The 18,405-nt window shown below is 67.3% G+C and carries 18 protein-coding genes; 3 read left to right on the forward strand and 15 right to left on the reverse strand.

Annotated elements, in window-relative coordinates; translation table 11 throughout:
* Positions 1 to 22: 22 nt before the first annotated feature.
* The 10 genes from flgK to flgB all read right to left on the reverse strand — a co-directional run bounded on the left by flgK (position 23) and on the right by flgB (position 10,020).
* The gene (gene flgK / locus AC1RVY_RS21045; protein WP_218296944.1) at positions 23 to 1,999 is read right to left on the reverse strand and encodes a flagellar hook-associated protein FlgK; all 1,977 of its coding nucleotides are present in this window, start codon (positions 1,997 to 1,999) and stop codon (positions 23 to 25) included.
* Positions 2,000 to 2,019: 20 nt separating this feature from the next.
* On the reverse strand, positions 2,020 to 2,940 hold the full coding sequence (flgJ, locus tag AC1RVY_RS21050; protein ID WP_218296945.1) for a flagellar assembly peptidoglycan hydrolase FlgJ: 921 nt from the start codon (positions 2,938 to 2,940) through the stop codon (positions 2,020 to 2,022).
* A gap of 140 nt (positions 2,941 to 3,080) precedes the next feature.
* Positions 3,081 to 4,223, reverse strand: a complete 1,143-nt coding sequence (locus AC1RVY_RS21055) for a flagellar basal body P-ring protein FlgI (protein ID WP_492808030.1) — start codon at positions 4,221 to 4,223, stop codon at positions 3,081 to 3,083.
* A gap of 443 nt (positions 4,224 to 4,666) precedes the next feature.
* Positions 4,667 to 5,356, reverse strand: coding sequence for a flagellar basal body L-ring protein FlgH (locus AC1RVY_RS21060; protein ID WP_218296947.1), 690 nt, complete (start codon positions 5,354 to 5,356; stop codon positions 4,667 to 4,669).
* A gap of 20 nt (positions 5,357 to 5,376) precedes the next feature.
* Positions 5,377 to 6,159, reverse strand: a complete 783-nt coding sequence (flgG, locus tag AC1RVY_RS21065; RefSeq protein WP_218296948.1) for a flagellar basal-body rod protein FlgG — start codon at positions 6,157 to 6,159, stop codon at positions 5,377 to 5,379.
* 45 nt (positions 6,160 to 6,204) lie between these two features.
* Entirely contained in the window at positions 6,205 to 6,945 is a 741-nt protein-coding gene (flgF, locus tag AC1RVY_RS21070) for a flagellar basal-body rod protein FlgF (RefSeq protein ID WP_218296949.1), read from the reverse strand.
* Between the two features lie 179 nt (positions 6,946 to 7,124).
* Complete coding sequence (gene flgE / locus AC1RVY_RS21075; RefSeq protein WP_218296950.1) at positions 7,125 to 8,405, reverse strand: flagellar hook protein FlgE; 1,281 nt, start codon at positions 8,403 to 8,405, stop codon at positions 7,125 to 7,127.
* Between the two features lie 42 nt (positions 8,406 to 8,447).
* Positions 8,448 to 9,101 (reverse strand): flagellar hook assembly protein FlgD, encoded by a 654-nt coding sequence (locus AC1RVY_RS21080; RefSeq protein WP_218296951.1) that lies wholly within the window; start codon positions 9,099 to 9,101, stop codon positions 8,448 to 8,450.
* 18 nt (positions 9,102 to 9,119) lie between these two features.
* Positions 9,120 to 9,524 (reverse strand): flagellar basal body rod protein FlgC, encoded by a 405-nt coding sequence (gene flgC / locus AC1RVY_RS21085; RefSeq protein WP_218296952.1) that lies wholly within the window; start codon positions 9,522 to 9,524, stop codon positions 9,120 to 9,122.
* Positions 9,525 to 9,561: 37 nt separating this feature from the next.
* Positions 9,562 to 10,020 (reverse strand): flagellar basal body rod protein FlgB, encoded by a 459-nt coding sequence (gene flgB / locus AC1RVY_RS21090; protein WP_492808034.1) that lies wholly within the window; start codon positions 10,018 to 10,020, stop codon positions 9,562 to 9,564.
* Between the two features lie 213 nt (positions 10,021 to 10,233).
* Here flgB and flgA point away from each other — a divergent pair, with 213 nt between their 5' ends.
* The 3 genes from flgA to AC1RVY_RS21105 all read left to right on the forward strand — a co-directional run bounded on the left by flgA (position 10,234) and on the right by AC1RVY_RS21105 (position 11,862).
* A complete protein-coding gene (gene flgA / locus AC1RVY_RS21095) occupies positions 10,234 to 11,025 on the forward strand; it encodes a flagellar basal body P-ring formation chaperone FlgA (protein ID WP_492808035.1) in 792 nt (263 codons plus the stop codon).
* Between the two features lie 93 nt (positions 11,026 to 11,118).
* Positions 11,119 to 11,439, forward strand: a complete 321-nt coding sequence (gene flgM, locus AC1RVY_RS21100) for a flagellar biosynthesis anti-sigma factor FlgM (protein ID WP_492808037.1) — start codon at positions 11,119 to 11,121, stop codon at positions 11,437 to 11,439.
* A 147-nt stretch (positions 11,440 to 11,586) separates the two neighbouring features.
* On the forward strand, positions 11,587 to 11,862 hold the full coding sequence (locus AC1RVY_RS21105) for a hypothetical protein (RefSeq protein ID WP_255591934.1): 276 nt from the start codon (positions 11,587 to 11,589) through the stop codon (positions 11,860 to 11,862).
* Between the two features lie 280 nt (positions 11,863 to 12,142).
* Here the strand turns inward: AC1RVY_RS21105 and AC1RVY_RS21110 are convergent, their stop codons facing one another.
* Genes AC1RVY_RS21110 through AC1RVY_RS21130 form a run of 5 tightly spaced genes read right to left on the reverse strand, consistent with a single transcriptional unit; the run spans position 12,143 to position 18,388 of the window.
* Positions 12,143 to 12,859, reverse strand: coding sequence for an RNA polymerase sigma factor FliA (locus AC1RVY_RS21110; protein ID WP_218296956.1), 717 nt, complete (start codon positions 12,857 to 12,859; stop codon positions 12,143 to 12,145).
* A 4-nt stretch (positions 12,860 to 12,863) separates the two neighbouring features.
* Entirely contained in the window at positions 12,864 to 13,661 is a 798-nt protein-coding gene (locus AC1RVY_RS21115) for a hypothetical protein (RefSeq protein ID WP_492808039.1), read from the reverse strand.
* Entirely contained in the window at positions 13,654 to 15,159 is a 1,506-nt protein-coding gene (gene flhF, locus AC1RVY_RS21120) for a flagellar biosynthesis GTPase FlhF (protein WP_218341824.1), read from the reverse strand. Before flhF ends, AC1RVY_RS21115 begins: the two co-directional genes overlap by 8 nt.
* Positions 15,156 to 17,237 (reverse strand): flagellar biosynthesis protein FlhA, encoded by a 2,082-nt coding sequence (gene flhA, locus AC1RVY_RS21125; RefSeq protein ID WP_218296959.1) that lies wholly within the window; start codon positions 17,235 to 17,237, stop codon positions 15,156 to 15,158. The genes flhF and flhA overlap by 4 nt, the downstream gene beginning before the upstream one ends.
* Positions 17,234 to 18,388, reverse strand: coding sequence for an EscU/YscU/HrcU family type III secretion system export apparatus switch protein (locus tag AC1RVY_RS21130; RefSeq protein ID WP_492808041.1), 1,155 nt, complete (start codon positions 18,386 to 18,388; stop codon positions 17,234 to 17,236). The genes flhA and AC1RVY_RS21130 overlap by 4 nt, the downstream gene beginning before the upstream one ends.
* Between the last annotated feature and the right edge of the window lie 17 nt (positions 18,389 to 18,405).

The raw sequence follows: 18,405 nt of genomic DNA on the forward strand, positions 1-18,405 counted from the left end.
AACTCCTAACTCCTGTCCGCATTCAGCGGCCCAGGCCCTGCAGCAGCGAGTCAAAGATGTTTTGCGCGATCTGGATCATCTTGGAAGATGCCTGGTAGGCCTGCTGGTATTGGATCAGCCTTGCGGCCTCTTCGTCCAGATTCACCCCCGAGATCGCGGTGCGGTCCCGCTCCAGGTTGGACGCGATGGTGGTGGACAGCTCGGCGGCGAACAGCGCGCTCTGCGTGCGGGTGCCCACCTGGGCGATGGCGCCCGCGTAGCCGTCGCTGAGCGTGGAGTCGTCGAACATCTTCACGTCGCGCAGGCCCATGAGGGCGCTGGCGTTGCCCGAGTTGCGGGTGAACGTGTCGCCGTACTGGGGGTCGGCGGCATTGCCGATGACGACCGTGTCGCCGGTGTTCGGCGAGCCCTGCAGCTTGATCTCCCAGCCGTTGATGGAGATGGCCGCGCCGGGCGTGTAGGGCTGTGCGGCGGCGATCGTCGTGGGGGGCGCCGTGCCGCGGTCCAGCACGTCGTAGGTGGTCGGCGGGCCGGCGGTGAAGCGCAGCTGCACCCCGCCCAGGATCGGCGGCACCGCGGCCGGGTTCGCATTGGCCGGCAGCACCAGCCCCGGCGGGTTGGGCAGGCCCGTGGCCTTGAGCCCCGACAGCTGCAGCGTTCCGCCGTTGGACGTGCCCATGGCCGCGTTGACCGGATTGGCCACCGCCAGGTCGCGTGGCGAGTACACCAGGGACTGGATGTTGGCCGCCGCCGTGCTGAACGGTTTGAACAGCATGCGCTCGCCGGGGTTGCCGGGCGTGGTCAGGTTGAAGTTCAGGCCGTCGATCTGCAGCGTGGCGAGGTTGGCCGCGTCGGTGAAGGGGGTGGACTTGCCGTCCGACAGCCGCACCACCTGCCCGGCCGTGCCGGTGGTGAAGCGGATCTCGTAGTCCGACGCCGCGAACTGCGTGGGGCCGGTGAACGACACCGTGCCGACGCCCGCGCCGTTGGTGTGGCCCGGCATGCTGGTGGGTACCGCGAACAGGTCCTTGCCCAGCGCGCCGTCGAGCGTGAGGCCCAGGTTGTGCTGGTCGTTCATGGTCATGCCGATGGCCATCGCCATGCGGCCCAGCAGGTTGCGGCCTTCGCTCAGGTCGTTGTTGTTGAAGCGCAGCAGGCCGGACATCGACCCGCCGCCCAGCACGTTCTCGTCCATTTCCACGGCCGGTGCGCCGGGCCGGTTGAAGAACAGCTTGAGCTGACCGCTGCCGGGAAAGGCCGTCGCATCCCCGACCGACAGGCTGGTCGCCGTGGTGCCCAGCACCAGGGGCTGGCTGCCCGCCACGAACAGGCCCACGGTGCCGTCGTCGGCCGGGATCTGCGTGGTCTGCACGTACTGGTTGATGTCGCGGATGATCTGGTCGCGCTGGTCCAGCAGGTCGTTGGGCGTCTGGCCGTTGCCCTTGGCGCGCGCGATCTGCTCGTTCACGCTGGCCATCTGCTGGGCCAGGCTGTTGACGGCCGTCACGCTGCTCTGCAGCTGTTCGGTGACGGTGTACTGGATCTCGTTGATGCGGTCGGCGGCCGAGCGCATGCGCGAGGCCGTTTCGTCCATGCGCGTGAGCACCACGGTGCGCGCCGTGATGTCGGTGGGGGCGCTCACCACGTCCGAGAACGCATTCATCATGTCGTTGATGGCCGCGCCCAGCCCCGCCGTGCCGCCGCTGAAGACCTCCTGCAACTGGCGCAGGCGCTCGGCCCGCACGATGTCGGAAGACTGCACCGAGCCCGCCGTGGCCGACTGGCGCGTGAGCAGCTCGCTCTGGTTGCGCAGGATGGTCTGCACGTCCACGCCCTGGCCGATGTAGCCGCCGCCGGTGAACTGGCCCTGCACGGTCTGCAGCACCACCGTCTGGCGCGAATAGCCAGGCGTATTGACGTTGGCGATGTTGTGGCCCGCCGTCTGCAGGGCCACCTGGTTGGCCAGCAGGGCGCGGGCGCCGACGTTGAGAAGACTCATGGCTTACCTCGGCTTTCTCATCACGCCTGGGCGCGCTGTACGCGCAATGCGCTGTTGATGGCGCCGCTGAGCTTTCGGGCGTATTCGGGGTCGGTGGCGTAGCCCGCCTTTTGCAGTTCGGCCGCATAGGCCACGGCGGAGCCGCTCTTGGCGGTGGCCTGCGCCTTTTCGTAGCGGGGGTTGTCCGTGATCAGGCGGGCGTAGTCCCGGAACGAATCCTCGTACGAGTCGTAGGCGCGGAATTTGGCCGTCACCTTCTGGGGCTTGCCGTTGATGTACTCGGTGGTGGTGATCTCGGCCACCTTGCCGGTCCAGCCCTTGCCGGCCTTGATGCCGAACAGGTTGAACGAGTTGGAGCCGTCCTTGTTCCGGATCTCGCTCTTGCCCCAGCCGGTTTCATGGCCGGCCTGGCCCAGCATGAAGCTGGCGGGAATGCCGCTGTCCTGGGCCACGCGCTCGGCGGTGCCCGAGAGGTGCTGCACGAAACCCTCGCGGCCCTTGGGGGCCTGCAGGGTGGCCTCCGCGGGGGCTGCCGTGGCCGGCGCGGCGGCGCGGGGCAGCGCCTGCTGCTGCAGGCTCAGGGTGGAGGGCACGGAGAAGTTGGCGTCGGCGCCCCCCATCTGGCGCGACAGCTGGCGGGCGATCGCCTCGGACAGCCCGCCCTGCATGCCGGACATGCTCACGGACAGTTGCTGGTCGAGCATGTCCTGCCCCAGGTTGGCCTGCTCTCCCTCCATGAGGCCGGATTTCATCGTGGCGTCGCGCATGCTCTTGATCAGCTCGCGCATGAACAGCGACTCGAACTGCTTGGCCACCTCGCGCGTGGTCTGGGCGCTACTGGCCGTGCCCGCGTCGTACTTGAGGGAATTGAGCGAGCGGATGTCCACCGCCAGCGCATTGGATGTGCTGGTGGTGCTGGACGAAGGGAGTGTGAGGGCCATGGTCAAGACTCCTGCGCTGGGCTACCCACAGACAGTGAATTGGGCGCTGCCCAGGCCAGTGCACCCGTGGAACTGGCTTCGCCAGGCCACCAGGTGCGTCCCCCTTTGGGGGAAGGCGCGAAGCGACTCAGGGGGAGCATTTAGATCACTTCCAGCTCGGCGTTGAGCGCGCCGGCAGCCTTGATGGCCTGCAGGATGGCCAGCAGGTCCTGCGGCGTGGCGCCCAGCATGTTGAGCGCCTTCACCACGTCCGCGAGCTGGGGCGAGGGCGGCATCTGGATGATGTTGCCCGGCTCCTGGTTGATGCGGATGTCGCTTTGCTGCGCCACCACGGTCTGCCCTTGCGAGAGCGGGGCGGGCTGGCTGATGATGGGCGTGGAGCTGATGGTGATCGAGAGGTTGCCGTGCGCGATGGCGCAGGGGCCCAGCGTGACCGCCTGGTTGAGCACCACCGAGCCGGTGCGCGCATTGATGACGACCTTGGCCGAGGGCGTGGACGACTCCAGCGCCAGCTCTTCCAGGTCGGCGATGAAGCCCACGCGGGCGCCGGGGTCGAGCGGCGCGCGCACCTGTACCGTGCGGCCGTCCAGCGCCGTGGCCAGGCCGCTGCCCAGCTTGGTGTTGATGGCCTGCGCCACGCGCCGCGCGGTCTGGAAGTCGGAGGCGTTGAGCCCGAGGTTGATGGTGTCGCCCTCGTTGAGCGGCGTGGGCACGGCGCGCTCGACCTGCGCGCCCTGGGGAATGCGGCCCGCGCTCAGGTGGTTGATCTGGACCTTGCTGCCGCCGGCCGAGGCACCCGCGCCGCCGACCACCACGTTGCCCTGGGCGAGTGCATAGATCTCGCCATCGGCGCCGCGCAGCGGCGTGACGATCAGCGTGCCGCCCTTGAGCGACTTGGCGTTGCCCATGGAAGAGACGTTGATGTCGATCATCTGGCCGGGCTGGGCGAACGCGGGCAACTGCGCCGTGACGATCACCGCCGCCACGTTCTTGAGCTGCAGCTGATTGGCCGAGCCGGGTGGCAGGCTGATGCCCATCTGCTGCAGGTAGTTGGACATGGCCTGCGTGGTGTAGGGCATCTGCGTGGTCTGGTCGCCCGTCCCGTCCAGGCCCACCACCAGGCCGTAGCCCGTGAGCTGGTTGGTGCGCACGCCCTGCACCGCCGCCACTTCCTTGATGCGCAACGCGTGCACGGGCATGGCCAGGCAGGCGGCCACGAGGGCCAGCAGCAGCCACAGCGCGCGCGCGGAGCGTGGCAGGAGGGAATGGGACAAGGCTTTCATGGCATCCATTGTGGGCGGCCCCGCCAGGAACTAAAACCCAAAAAGAAACGGGTTCACCGGCTTATTGCATGGGTTCCCGGGCGGGTGGGGAGCGGCCAGTGGTGCGTGGAAAACCAGGCAGGCGCTGGTGCCGCGCTATAGGAGGAAATATGATTAAAAACAGCCTCTACCGCTTGATGAGACAGTGCTGGTAGCTATAAATTGTGTAGCAATTATGGTGTGGGAACACTACAGTGCCCAAACGTACAAAGTCTCCATGCCTCCCGGTATTGGAGCCCGGGCGTATCCCGAACCCGCTCCACGTAAAAACTGGCGCGCCCCAGGCGAGGGCCGCCGCGCAAGGGCCGCCCCGCCGCGCTGGCGGCGTCCCCCTCCCGTAGCGCGCAGCGCGTAGAGAGAGGGGGAAGGCGCGCAGCGCCTCAGGGGGTGAAACTCCAGAACCTCTAGAACGGCGTGATGGTATTGAAGAACCGCCCCATCCAGCCCATGGCCTGGGCCTCGCCCTGCGCGCCACGGCCACGGGATTCCACCCGCACATTGGCCACCTGGGTCGAGTTGACGATGCTGCCCGGCTGCAGCGCGCGCGGATCGATGGTGCCCGAGAAGCGCAGCACGTCCACGTTCTGGTTGACGCCGATCTGCTTCTCGCCCGTCACGACCAGGTGGCCGTTGGGCAGCACGTCCACCACCGTGGTGGTGATCGACCCCGTGAAGGTATTGGCGCTTTCGGTGCCGCCCTTGCCGGAGAAGGTGTTTTCCGAGGCCGCGCCCAGCGTGGTGCGGTCGGCCAGCGATTTCTTCACGAAGGGCAGGTTGGTGATGCCGGCCGAGGCCTCGGAGGTGCGGTCCACCGTGGAGGAGGATTTCTGGCTGGCCGTCACGTTCTCGACGATCATGACCGTCACGTTGTCGCCCACCATGCGCGCGCGGCGGTCTTCGAAGGCGGGGCGGTAGCTGGCCTGGTGGAACAGGCCGCCCGTGACCGGTGGCGGCGTGCGCGGGGCGGCGGCCAGCGGAGGGGGCGTGGTGGGAAGGATGTCCACCGGCGGGGGCGGCGACATGGTGGCGCAGCCCGTGAGCAGCAGGGCGCCCGCGGCGGCGGCCAGGGCTGGGAGGCGTGTGGAGTGCAGCATGGCGAAAGGTCCTGTCGTCGTCACAGCTGGCTGAGCTTGGCCAGCATCTGGTCCGAGGTCTGGATGGCCTTGGAATTCATTTCGTAGGCGCGCTGGGTCTGGATCATGGTGACCAGCTCTTCCACCACGTTGACGTTCGAGGCTTCCAGGAAGCCCTGCTTGAGAATGCCCAGCCCGTTGGTGCCCGGCGTGCCCTGCTGCGGCTGGCCGGAGGCGGCCGATTCCTTGAACAGGTTCTGCCCGATGGGCTCCAGGCCGGCCGGGTTCACGAAGGCCGACATGGCCAGGTTCCCCAGCGGCTGGGGTTGGGTGTTGCCCTGCACCGTGGCGGACACCACGCCGTCGGCGCTGATGCTCACGCTCGTGGCGTTGGGGGGCACGGTGATGCCGTTGGCCACGGGCAGGCCGCTGGAGGTGACGAGGCGGCCCTGCGCATCCACCTGGAACGAGCCATCGCGCGTGTAGCCCAGGGTGCCGTCCGGCATGGTCACTTCAAAGAAGCCGTTGCCGTTGATGGCCACGTCCAGGTTGTTCTTGGACTCCTGCAGGCTGCCCTGCACGAAGTTGCGGCTGGTGGCCACCGTGCGCACGCCCAGGCCCAGGTGCAGGCCGGTGGGCAGCTGGTTCTGTTCGGTGGTGTTGGCGCCCACCTGGCGCAGGTTCTGGTAGATCAGATCCTCGAACACCGCGTTGTTGCGCTTGTAGCCGGTGGTGGAGACGTTGGCCAGGTTGTGCGAGATGACGTCAAGCTGGGTCTGCTGGGCAGACATGCCGGTCTTGGCGATCCAGAGGGAGTTGATCATGGTGTGCTTCCTTCCTTGGGCGATGCGGGCGTGGGTGGTGCCGCGTCAACCGTTCATGCCCAGCAGCTGGCTGGCGGTCTTGTCATTGGTCTCGGCGGTCTGCAGCAGGCGCATCTGCTGCTCGAACTGGCGCGATGCGGCGATCATCCCGACCATGCTCTCGACCGGGTTCACGTTGGAGCCTTCGACGGCCCCCGCGAGCATGCGGGCGTTGGCATCGTTCGCGATGGGATCGCCGGACGTGGTGCGAAACAGGCCGTCATCGCCGCGCTTGAGCGGGTCTTCCAGCGTGGGCGTGGCGAGCTTGAGCCGGCCGATGGCCTGCGCGGGCTGGCCCGCGGCCTTGGCGGTGACCGTGCCGTCCGAGCCCAGCGTGACCTCGGCGCCCGGCGGGACGTCAATGGGCGCTCCGCCATCGGAGAGCACCGGCAGCCCGGTGGGCGTGAGCAGCTGGCCCGTAGCCGACAGCTCGAAGGTGCCCGCGCGGGTGTAGGCCTCGGTGCCGTCCAGGCCCTGCACGGCAAACCAGGCGTTGCCTGCGGCCATGGCATCGAGATTGCGGCCGGTGCGCTGCACGGGACCGGGCGTGTTCACATGGCCGGAGGTGGCTTCGAGCGCGAACACGCGGGTCTTGGAGCCGTCGCCCTGCAGCGGCACCGAGCGGAAGGTGGAAAGCTCCGCGCGAAACCCCTGGGTGGACGCGTTGGCGAGGTTGTTGGACAGCACGGCCTGCCGGTGGGCGGCGGCGTTCGCGCCCGTCATCGAGGTGTAGATGATGCGGTCCATGGTGCGATGCTCCTTTCAGTACCCTGCAGTGCTGCGTGCCGTGCGCAGCGTGTGCAACCGGCGCGGCCCAGGCGCGGGCAGCCGCGCAAGCGCCGCCCCGCCGCGCTGGCTGCGTCCCCCTTCCGGAGCGCACAGCGCGCCGAGAGAGGGGGAAGGCGCGAAGCGACTCAGGGGGCGTTTCATCTCAGGTTCACCAGGGTGGACATCACCTGGTCTTGCGTCTTGATCGTCTGGGCGTTGGCCTGGTAGGCACGCTGCGCGGTCATCATGTTCACGAGTTCGGCCGTGAGATCGACGTTGGAGTCTTCCAGGGCGCCCGAGCGCAGGGCGCCGAAGTTGCCGTCCGTCGCGGTGCCCACCACGGGCTGGCCGGATTCAAAGGTGGCCACCCAGTTGTTGCCGCCCACAGAGGCCAGGCCCTGCGTGTTGCGGAAGCTCGACAGCGCGAGCTGCCCTTCCGCGCGGGTCACGCCGTTGGAGTAACGGGTCATGATCATCCCGTTGTTCTCGATGTTGATGCCGGTGAGCTCGCCCGTCGTGTAGCCGTCCTGGCTCAGGTTCGAGACCGCGAACTTGCTGCCGCTCTGGGAGACCTTGTCCAGGCTCACGTCAACGGTGAACGTGGGCAGGTTGTTCGGGTTGGGCGGCGTCGGATTGACGGTGAGCGGCAGCGAAAAGCCCGTGGCGGGTGGCGTGGCGGTGGGGCCGGTGATGACGCCGTTGTTGTCGAACGTGATCTGGCCGATGGGGGTGGCCACCACGGGCGGGGTGGCCGTGGGATCGTCGAGCGCGTCGTACACGTCCCAGGTGTTGTCCGTCGCGGTCTTCTGGAAGTACAGGCTCACCGGCTTGGCCACGCCCTGGCTGTCGAACACGTTGATGGAGGTGCCATAGGTGGCGCGCGGCGTGGCCGGGATGGGTGGCGTGGCGGCGGGGTCGCCGGCCGCGTCGGTGGCGGTGGCGGGCAGGTTGAAGGCCGCGGTGATCTTCGTCGTCTGCTTGGCCGGGATCGGCTCGGAGGTGGGGAAGACCATGGGGATGGGGTCGGTGCCCGAGCGCAGGCCGGTCACGGGGTCCACGGGGTAGCCCATCACGTTCGCGTTGTCGTTCGTGATCATGTTGCCCTCCTTGTCCAGCTTGAAGTTGCCGGAGCGGGTGTAGGCGGGCGTGCCGTCGGGCAGGGTCAGCGTGAAGAAGCCATTGCCGTTGATGGCCACGTCCAGGCTGTTGCCCGTGATCGTGAGGTTGCCCTGGGTGAACTGCTGCGAGACGGCGCCGACTTCGACGCCGATGCCCGCGTTGGTGCCGCCGGCCGAGCCGATGGCGGAAGCGACCATTTCAGCGAATTCCGCCCGCGAGGCCTTGAACCCGACGGTGTTGGAGTTGGCAATGTTGTGTCCGATGACGTCGAGGTTCTTGCTGGCGGCATTCAAGCCCGAGAGGCCTTGCTGAAAACTCATGGTGTTCTCCTGATAGAGGCGAAGAAAGGGTTTGGGCCGGCGTTAGACCAGGGCCTTGATCTGGCTGTAGCTGATGGTCTTGCCGTTCGCGAGCGTCAGCTTGAGCTGGCCGTCCTCGGCGCCCGCGGCGGTGACCTTGGACAGGGACAGCGGCGTGCTCGACAGCTTGGCCGAGCCGTTGACGGCGCTGACGCGGAACTGCAGCGCATCGGTGGCGCCGGTGTATTTGCTGGCGTCCCACTCGAAGGTGTGGCGGCCCGCGGCCTTGGCGCCCAGGTCGATGGTGTCCACCACCTGGCCACCCGCGGTGGTGACCTCGATCTTCACGTTCGTGGCGGCCGAGGGCAGCTCGAAGCCGCCCTTGCCGACCTTGTCGGCCACGGCGACGCTCGAGCCTTCGGTCATCACGTTGCGGCCGATCAGCGCCGTGCCCTGCATCACCTGCAGCGAGTTGAACTGCTCGGACATGCTCTGCATGGTCTGGTTGAGCTGCTGGATGCCGGTCACCGTGTTGATCTGCGCGATCTGCGAGGTCATCTGCGCGTTGTCCAGCGGGTTCATCGGGTCCTGGTTGTTCAGCTGCGCGACGAGCAGCTTCAGGAACCGGTCCTGCGCGGCGGCGGGGTCGGTGGCGGCGTTGGCTTTCGTGCCGGTCGCATCCGTCACGGAAGGGGCGTTGGTGGCGCTGAGGATCATGGTGGGGTCTCCCGGAAATTACTGGCCCATCTGCAGGGTCTTGAGAAGCAGCGACTTGGCCGTGTTCATGACCTCGACGTTGTTCTGGTACGAACGGGAGGCGGAAATCATGTTGACCATTTCCTCCACGGCGTTGACGTTGGAGTGCGTCACGTAGCCCTGCTCGTCGGCCGAGGGGTGGGCGGGGTCGTGCACGCGGCGTCCGGGGGTGTTGCTTTCGCTGATGGCGCTCACCCGCACGCCGGCGGAGCTGTCGGCGCCCATCGGCGCGGTCTGGAACACCACCTGGCGCGCCTTGTACGCCTGGCCGTCGGGGCCGGCCACCGCATCGACATTGGCCAGATTGCTGGCCACCACGTTGAGCCGCTGCGACTGCGCGCTGACGGCGCTGCCCGACACGCTGAAGATGGAGAACATGGACATGGGGTGACTCGCTTTCTGCGCTGCAATGCGGTGGGCTTTACTGGCCCTGGATCGCGCTGAGCATGGTTTTGGCGTTGCCGTTGATGAAGCGCAGCGTGGCTTCGTAGCGCACCGCGTTGTCGACAAAGTTCGCGCGTTCCCGGTCCAGGTCCACCGTGTTGTTGTCCAGGCTCGGCTGCGCCTGCACGGAATAGCCCAGTGCGCCGGGTGCGCCAGTGCCCGTGCTGGCCGCGGGCAGTGGAATGTGGCGGGGGTCCGTGGCGCCCTTGGCCCCCAGGTTGCCCGTGGTGCCCACGGAGCCTGCGATGGCGAGGCGGGTTACGCCCGATCCGGACCCCGTGGCTTCGCGCATCGCGTCGCCAAAGCTGAAATCGCGCGCCACGTAGCCCGGGGTGTCGGCGTTGGCGATGTTGCTGGCGATGGCGCGCTGGCGCTCGGCACGCAGCGTCAGCGCGTTGCCGTGAAAGTCCAGCCGGTTGGTCATCTTGTCAAGCATGGTTGCCTCACACCCTGGGTTGCAATGGCGCCGGGCAGGGGGCTTTCCGGCGTGGCTTGATTATGGAAACCGTGGCTTTTTTCTAAAGCGCGAAGAACGAGGAAATGGGCGCGCAGTTTCGGGTTTTGCGCTGTGCCCGGCTGCCTATAGTTCCAGTCGTGAAATAGTCTTTGCCGCCCTGTGCGGGAAGACGCGCGACGCCCAGGAGGCCCCATGCCATCGACCTTTTCTTCCCGTTTCGTCCGAGCCTGCGCGCAGGCTGTGTCCTTGCGCGGGCAGGTGGCCGCGCACCGCGCCCTGGCGGGCGTGGCGCTGGCGGCCGCTGTGGCCGGCGGCAGCGGCGCCGCGTTCGCGCAGGCCGCCGCCGATCCCGCGGCCGACCTGGGGCCGCTGACCCAGCGCTGGCTGGACGATGCGATGTCGCGCAACCAGCCTGCGGGGCTCCCCTTGCGGATGGAAGTGAGCGTTGGCTCACTGGATTCCAGGCTGCGGCTGGCGCCGTGTGCGCGGGTTGAGCCCTATCTGCCGGCCGGCGCGCGGCTGTGGGGGCGTACGCGCCTGGGACTGCGCTGCGTGGAGGGGCAGACCGCATGGAACGTGTATCTTCCGGTGACCGTCAAGGCCTTTGGCCCCGCCTGGGTGCTGATCAACCCCGTGGCTCCTGGCGCCATCCTCACGGCCAACGATGCGACGCAGGCCGAGGTGGACTGGGCCGAGGAGTCGGCGGCCGTCATGGCCAATCCGGAGCTGTGGGTCGGGCAGGTGGCCGCCCGCCAGCTGGTCGCCGGGCAGACTTTGCGCCAGACCATGGTGCGGGCCCCGCATCTTTTCCGGGCAGGGGCCCAGGTCAAGGTGGTCGCGCAGGGGCCGGGCTATGCCGTGACATCGGCCGGCCAGGCGATGTCGGCAGGGGCAGCGGGGCAGATTGTTCGCATCCGCATGGACAATGGCCGCGTTGTCAGTGGAACTGTGAATGAGACTGGGACAGTGGTCGTGGCTCTTTGATGACGCTGTGGCGATAAATGGCTAAAGTCCGGGACAAAAGGGTCGAAAACATTGCTACTGTGCCCCACATCAAGCGGGGTGGTGGAGAGAGCGATGAAGATTGGTCAAAAACCGGAACTCCCGGGCGCCTTGGCGCAGACGGGGCCTGCCAAGCAGGCCAAAAGTCCTGCCAGCGCTGCTGAAGGAGCCGCCAAGGACGCAGCGGCCGTGTCAACCGCCGGTGTGCCCGTCACGGTGTCCACCGCAGCCCGCGCACTGGACCAGACGGCCCGTTCCTCGGGCGATTTCGATGCCGGCAAGGTCAAGGCCGTGCGCACGGCCATCGAAAAAGGCACGTTCTCGGTGGATGCCGAGGCCATTGCCGACAAGATGCTCACCAACGCCCAGGAAATCCTCTCCCGCTCCCGCGGCTGATCCCACAGCTCGCTTGGCAGCCAGATGCCATCCAGCGCACAATGGGCCATGTCGCTGGAAGAATCCCTCTCGGCTGTTGAACAGCTGATCGAAAAAGTCTCCGCCGCCCTTCTTGCGGCAGATCCCCCATCCCTTGAGAAAAACAGCATGGCCCTGCGGGATGCTGCGGCCCAGTTCGCGCGCGTCCTGGAGCAGGCGGCGGCCCGGGGCCTGCCTTTGCCCGCGCAGTTGCAAAAGAGGGTGGATGCCATCGGCGACATGCTCGCCAATCACCGCGAGGGCCTCGCCCGCCTGTCCGCCAACGCCGACCGCCAGGTTGCCAGCCTGCTACCCCAGGCCGGTTCCCCCGCCACCTATGGCGACGGCCGCGGCGCCCAGCCCGGCAAGCCCGGCGTGGCACGGATCTACAAGTCGGCGGGCTGAGTCGAGTCGCAACTCAAAAAAGATAGCTGCCAGCGCTTGAGCTACCTGCGTTTGAATGGCCAAACCGGCTTGATCCAACGCAAGTCAAGCGCAAGCAGCTATCCCATCGATAGCGAACCGGGGTCAGTACGCCGAAGTTCGGCCTTGCGCAATGGCCGTCGAAACGGTCGCAACCCAACCAGTGCCACCGGGGATCTGGCTTCGCCAGTCCAGGGGTGGCGTCCCCTTCAGGGGGAAGGCGCCGCAGGCGACTCAGGGGGAGCCATGGCCTCAGGGAGCCCTAATGCGCCCGCATCTTGGCACGCAAGCGGGCGATGGACTGGCTGTGCAGCTGGCACACCCGTGACTCGGTAACCCCCAGCACGGCCGCGATCTCCTTGAGATTCATGTCGTGCTCGTAGTACATGCCCATGATGTGCTGCTCGCGCTCGGGCAGGCTCTTGATGGCGTTGACCAGGGACATCTTGAGCCGCTGGTCGCGCAGCAATTCCATGGGGTCGGCATCGCCGTCGGCAACATGGCGGTCCAGGAAACCGTCGTCGTCCTCGTTGCCGTGTGTCATGTCTTCCAGGTACACCAGCTGCGTGCCCCGCACCTTGCCCAGCAGGTTCTGGTAGTCCGCCAGGTTCATGCCCATTTCGCTGGCGATCTCGGATTCGAGCGGGCTGCGGCCGAGTTTCTGCTCCAGCCGTTGCACGGCGTGCTCGATGTCTTTCTGGCTCTTGCGCGAGCTGCGGGACATCCAGTCGCCCTCGCGCAACTCGTCGAGCATGGCGCCGCGGATGCGCTGGGTCGCGAAGGTCTCGAACTGCACGCCCTGGGCGGCTTCGTAGCGCGAGAGTGCTTCCGCCAGGCCCATCATGCCGACCTGGATCAAGTCGTCCAGCTCCACGTTGGGCGGCAGCTTGGCGATCATGTGGTGCGCAATCCTTCGCACCAGCGGGACGTGCTGGCGGATCAGCGCATCACGATCGAGCTGGCCTTTGGCGGTGTACATCAGATCAGTGGCTCCGGACAAAATGCGCAGGCATGCCTGTCAAGTTGCTGGGTGGCAGCGCAGTCAGCGATTCACTGATAGTGCCCGCATTTTCCAGTAGTTGCAAGGCCAGGCGCTGGAGGTCCTGGGGGTTCTGCGTGGCGATGGTGGTCGTGCGCACCGGGCCACCCAGGTGGCGCTCCGCGCAGTCCTGCAGGGTCAGCAGCGCGTGCTGTGTCTTGCGCCGTTCGGCGGCGGTGTCGCCGCGCAGCAAGGCCGCCACCATGCAGGGCAGGGTCGTGTGCAGGGCGATCTGCTTGAGGCTCTTGTAGCTGGTCAGCACGCCGGCCGATCCGTCGCCCATCACCACCAGCGGTATGGTGGACGTGTGCGTCAGCAGCGGCCCGAGCGTGGCCGCAGGCGCGTGCAGCACGATCAACCCGTAGGTCCGGAAATAGGGCAGCAGGCTGGGCAGGGGGGCCGTTTCATTGCGGCTGGCTTCCCGGCTGATGCGCAGAAGGCCCTTCGCCGCCGGAATCACCGCCAGCGAGGAGGCCATGGCCCCCATGTTCAGGCTGACACCCTCGTTCCAGGGCGCCTGTTGCAGCAGGTGCAGCAGCCCTGGGCTGTCGTCCGTCTCCTGGGCGGTGCCATCGAGCACCACCACCGGGTAGCCCAGGCGCTGCAGGCTTGCGCAGATCTGCCACAGCGTCTCCAGCCCGGTGCCCCCGTTGTCCTGGCTGGCGACCGCCACCACCCGCAGTTCCGACTGCGGGGTGAAGCTGTGCAGGCCTGCCGCCTGGTGAAAGCCGATATCAAGCATCGACCAGCCCCCGTTCGTTCATGGTGTCGGGCGAATGCGAGAAGAAGAAGTTCAGGTCGGTTGCCTTGGGGTCGAAAGCCGACTTGGCGGGAGCGCGCATGGAGGTGCTGATGAGCTTGTGCGCATCGGCGCGCTCCCAGTCTTCCGGCACGCGCTGGCCGTTGGTCACGCCGCGCAGCACCATCTGGTGGCGGATCAGTGCGTCGATGGCCGGGCCGAGTTTCACGGCTTCGTCCACCTTGGACAGGATGGCCTGCTGGGAGCCTTCGGTCTTGAACGCTGTGAGCACATCGTCGAGCGTGTCGCCATGGCAGCCCGCGTTGAGCACCAGCAGGCGGTTCACATGGGGCAGGTCCAGCACGTCGAGCATGTCGCGCTTGCGCGGGTCGCGCGGGGCCACGCCCGTGGTGTCGATGAGCACCATCTTCTTGCCCGACAGCAGGCCCAGCAGGTCCTGCAGCGCGGCGCGGTCGTGGGCCAGGTGGGCGACGATGCCCAGCATGCGGCCGTAAGTGCGCAGCTGCTCGTGGGCTCCCACACGGTAGGTGTCCAGCGTGATCAGGCCCACGCTGCCGGGGCCGTGGATGCGCGCGCACATCGCGGCCAGCTTGGCGGTGGTGGTGGTCTTGCCGACGCCGGTGGAGCCCACCAGCGCGAAGATGCCGCCTTGTTCGTACAGCGGGGGTTCGGCCAGGTCGGTCCTGAGGTTGCGCTCCAGCACCTCCATGAGCCAGCGCACGGATTCGGCGGCCGACAGCTCCTCGGGCATGCGCTCCAGCACGGCACGGGCGAGGGAAGGGGAGTAGCCTGCGCGGATCATCTTGAGCATGAGGTTGGACTGGATGGGGTTCTGCCGCGCCTGCCCCAGCCACGCCAGGGTGTTGAAACGGTCCTCGATCAGTTCCTTCATCGCGTGCAGCTCGCTCATCACGCTCTGCTGGTTGGCGGCCGACTGCACGGCGCTGCTCACGGCGGGCTCCTGCCGGCGGCGTGGCGGCTCGGGCGGGATGTCCATGGGGATGGTGCGCAGCGGGTTGTGGCGCGCCACGGCAGGCGCGGGCATGCGTTCGCGCTCCGGCTCCTGGTCGCGGCTGCGCTCCGACAGGGTTTGCGGTTCGGCCGGGCCATTGAGCGCCTCGTGGCGGCGGCGCAGCATGCGCTCGCGCACATAGTCCTGGAACGACAGCGTGCTCATCGCCAGCTGCTCGGTGTCTTCCTCCACCGCGTTGCGGCCCAGGGTGCTGGCGGCGGCGGCTGCTGCCTGGCTTGCGCGCTGGGGCGCGCTGCGCGCCGGTGTGGGGGCCAGCAAGGGCGGGTTGGCGGACGGGCCCGCGCCACCACCGTCCAGCGCCGAGAGCGTGTCCTCGGCCGTGGCCACGACTTCGACGCCGTTGGCCGTGGGGCGGTTGGACAGGATCAATGTGCCGTCACCAAAGGCCATGCGCGCTTTGGCCAGAGCCTCCCGGGATGTGGGAGCGTGGAAGCGTTTGATGTTCATGCTGATGCACCTCTAAGGATCGGCCCAATGCGGATGGTGTGGGTCTCGGGGATTTCACTGTGGGCAAGCACCTGCAGCCGGGGCGCGACGCGGCGCACCAGGCGGGAGATGGCATTGCGGATCTGGTCTGGCACCAGCAGGCAGGCGGGCAGGCCCATCTCTTCCTGCTTGAGGGCCACCTCTGCGGCCTTTTGCGTGAGGATGTCGGCCACGCCAGGGTCCAGGGCGGGGCCGGCCGTGTTGCCCAGCGCCTGCACCAGCAGGCGTTCGAGGCCTGGTTCGATGGCGATGACGTTGAGTTCGCGGGTGGGGCCGTAGATCTGCTGCACGATGGCGGGCGACAGCGCGATGCGCACGCGGCGGGCCAGCTCGACCGGGTCGGAGATGCCGCCGGCAAACTCGGCCAGCGTTTCGATGATGGTGCGGATATCGCGGATGTGCACAGACTCTTCCAGCAGCAGCTGGAGGACTTTCTGGAACGTTGCGATGGAGACCATTTTCGGGACCACTTCTTCGATGAGCTTGGGAGCCAGCTTGGCCACGTGCTCCACGAGTTGCTGCGTTTCCGTGCGACTGAGGAGCTTGGCGGCTTGCACTTGCATCAAGTGTGACAAATGGGTGGCCATCACGGTTTCGGAATCAACGACCGTAAAACCCGCCATTTGTGCGGCTTCCTTCTGGCGGTCGTCGATCCAGTGTGCTGGGAGGCCGAACGCGGGGTCGGTGGTGGGGGTGCCGATCAGGGGCGTGGTGATGCCGCCCGGGTTGATCGCCAGGAACATGCCGGGGAAGGCCTCGCCTTCGCCGACCACCACGCCACGCAGCGTGATGCGGTAGCCGCTGGGCTTCAATTCGAGGTTGTCGCGCACGTGCACGGCGGGCGGCAGAAAGCCGACTTCCTGCGCGAACTTGCGGCGCACGCCCTTGATGCGCGTGAGCAGGTCGCCCTGGCGGCTCTTGTCCACCAGGCTGATCAGGCGGTAGCCCAGCTCCAGGCCCAGCAGGTCCACGGGCTGCAGGTCGTCCCAGGTGGCCTCGCCGTCGCTCACGGGGGCGGGCGGGGCCTCGACTTCGGGCGGCACCTTTTGGCGTTCGTGCAGCACCCAGGCGCCATAGGCGAGCAGGCCACCCATGGTCAGAAACACCACGTGGGGCATGCCCGGGATCAGGCCCAGCAGCAGCAGGATGCCGGCGGTCACGCCCAGCACGCGGGGCGACATGAAGAGCTGCTGCACGATTTGGCGGCCCATGTCGTGGTCCTTGCCCACGCGCGAGATCACCATGGCCGCAGCCACCGAGATCAGCAGGCCGGGAATCTGCGCCACCAGCGCATCACCAATGGCCAGCAGGATGTAGCTGTCGGCCGCCTGCTTGGCCGACAGGTCGTGCTGCAAGACCCCGATGGCGAAGCCGCCGATGATGTTGATCAGCAGAATCAGGATGCCGGCGACCGCATCGCCGCGCACGAACTTGGAGGCACCGTCCATGGACCCGAAGAAGTTGGCTTCTTCGGCCACTTCGGCGCGGCGGCGCTTGGCTTCCTTCTCGTCGATCAGGCCGGCGTTCAGGTCGGCATCCACCGCCATCTGCTTGCCGGGCATGGCGTCCAGCGTGAAGCGTGCCGACACCTCGGCGATGCGCTCGGCGCCCTTGGTGATCACCACGAAGTTGATCACCACCAGGATCGCGAACACGATCAGGCCCACAGCGAAGTTGCCGCCGATCAGGAAGTGGCCGAAGGCTTCGATCACCGCGCCGGCGGCGCCCGGACCCGTGTGGCCTTCCAGCAGCACCACGCGGGTGGAGGCCACGTTCAGCGACAGGCGCATGAGGGTGGTCAGCAGCAGCACCGAGGGAAAGGCCGCGAAATCCAGGGGGCGCAGCATGTAGGCCGCCACCATCATCACCATCAGGGCCACGGCGATGTTCAGCGTGAAGAACGCGTCGAGCAGCCACGGCGGGATGGGCAGCACCATGAGCGCCAGGATGGCCACCACGAGCAACGGGGCCGACAGCCCCTGGAGGGCGTTGGCATTGCTGCCCGCCCATTGCTGCAAAGATTTCACGGAGGTGTTCATGCGGCGGCACCTTGCACGGGCGTGCGGTTCAGCGGATCGAGTTCAGGGGGCACAAACGGCTCCACCAGGCTGTCGGGCATGCGGCCTTCGCCGCGCAGGGCGGCCTTGAGGCGGTAGACGTAGGCCAGCACCTGGGCCACGGCGGTGTAGAGCGTGGCGGGAATGGCCTGGTCCAGCTCGGCATGGGCATACAGGGCGCGGGCCAGCATGGGCGACTGCAGCACGGGCACGTGGTGCTCCTTGGCCACGTCGCGGATCTTGAGCGCGATGAGGTCGGTGCCGCGCGAGATGACCTGCGGCGCGCTCATGGTCTTCTCGTCGTACTTGAGCGCCACGGCGTAGTGGGTGGGGTTCATGACCACGAAGTCGGCCTTGGGAACGGCGCCCACGCTCGCACGGTCGGCGATCTCGCGCTGCTTCTGGCGGATGCGGCCCTTGGTGTGGGGGTTGCCGTCGGATTCCTTGTGCTCCTGCTTGATTTCCTCGTGCGACATCTTCAGGCGCGCCTTGAAGAAGTAGGCCTGCAGGGGCACGTCCACCAGCGCCGCCAGAAACACCACCAGGAGCAGCAGGCTCATGCCGGACGTGAGCCAGTCGGCCAGCTGGCGGATGGCCATGGGGGAGGGCTGCAGCACCAGCATGGCCACGGTGTCGATGCTGCTGCCCATGAACTTCCAGGCCACGTAGCTCAGGATCGCGGTCATCAGCACCATCTTGGCCACGTTGGCCATCTGCTGCTTGGAAAACAGGTTGGCGAGCCCCGAGATCGGATTGAGCCGGTTGAACTGGGGCGAAATGGGCTTGAGGCTCAGAATCCAGCCGCCGGCACCGATGGCGCTGATCAGGGCCGCGGCACCGGTGAGGATGGCGAACACCGCGCTGGCCACCAGGCCCACGACCACCATGTCCTGCAGGCGCTTGAGCATGGTGCCGGGCGCCATGACGGTGGTGGCGTCAAACGCGAGCTGCTGGCTCATCGCCCGCTGCATGTGGTCCATCAGCTGGGGGGCCAGAATGAGCAGGCAGGCCGCGCCCGCGCCCAGGATCGCCAGGTGGGAAAGATCGCGCGAGCGTGCTCCCTGGCCGTCTTCGCGCGCTTTCTGCAGCTTGCGCTCTGACGCGGGTAGGCTTTTTTCTTGGCTGGATTCCATGGTGGCATGACGGCTCG

The sequence above is a fragment of the Acidovorax sp. GW821-FHT11A03 genome, from assembly GCF_058809075.1.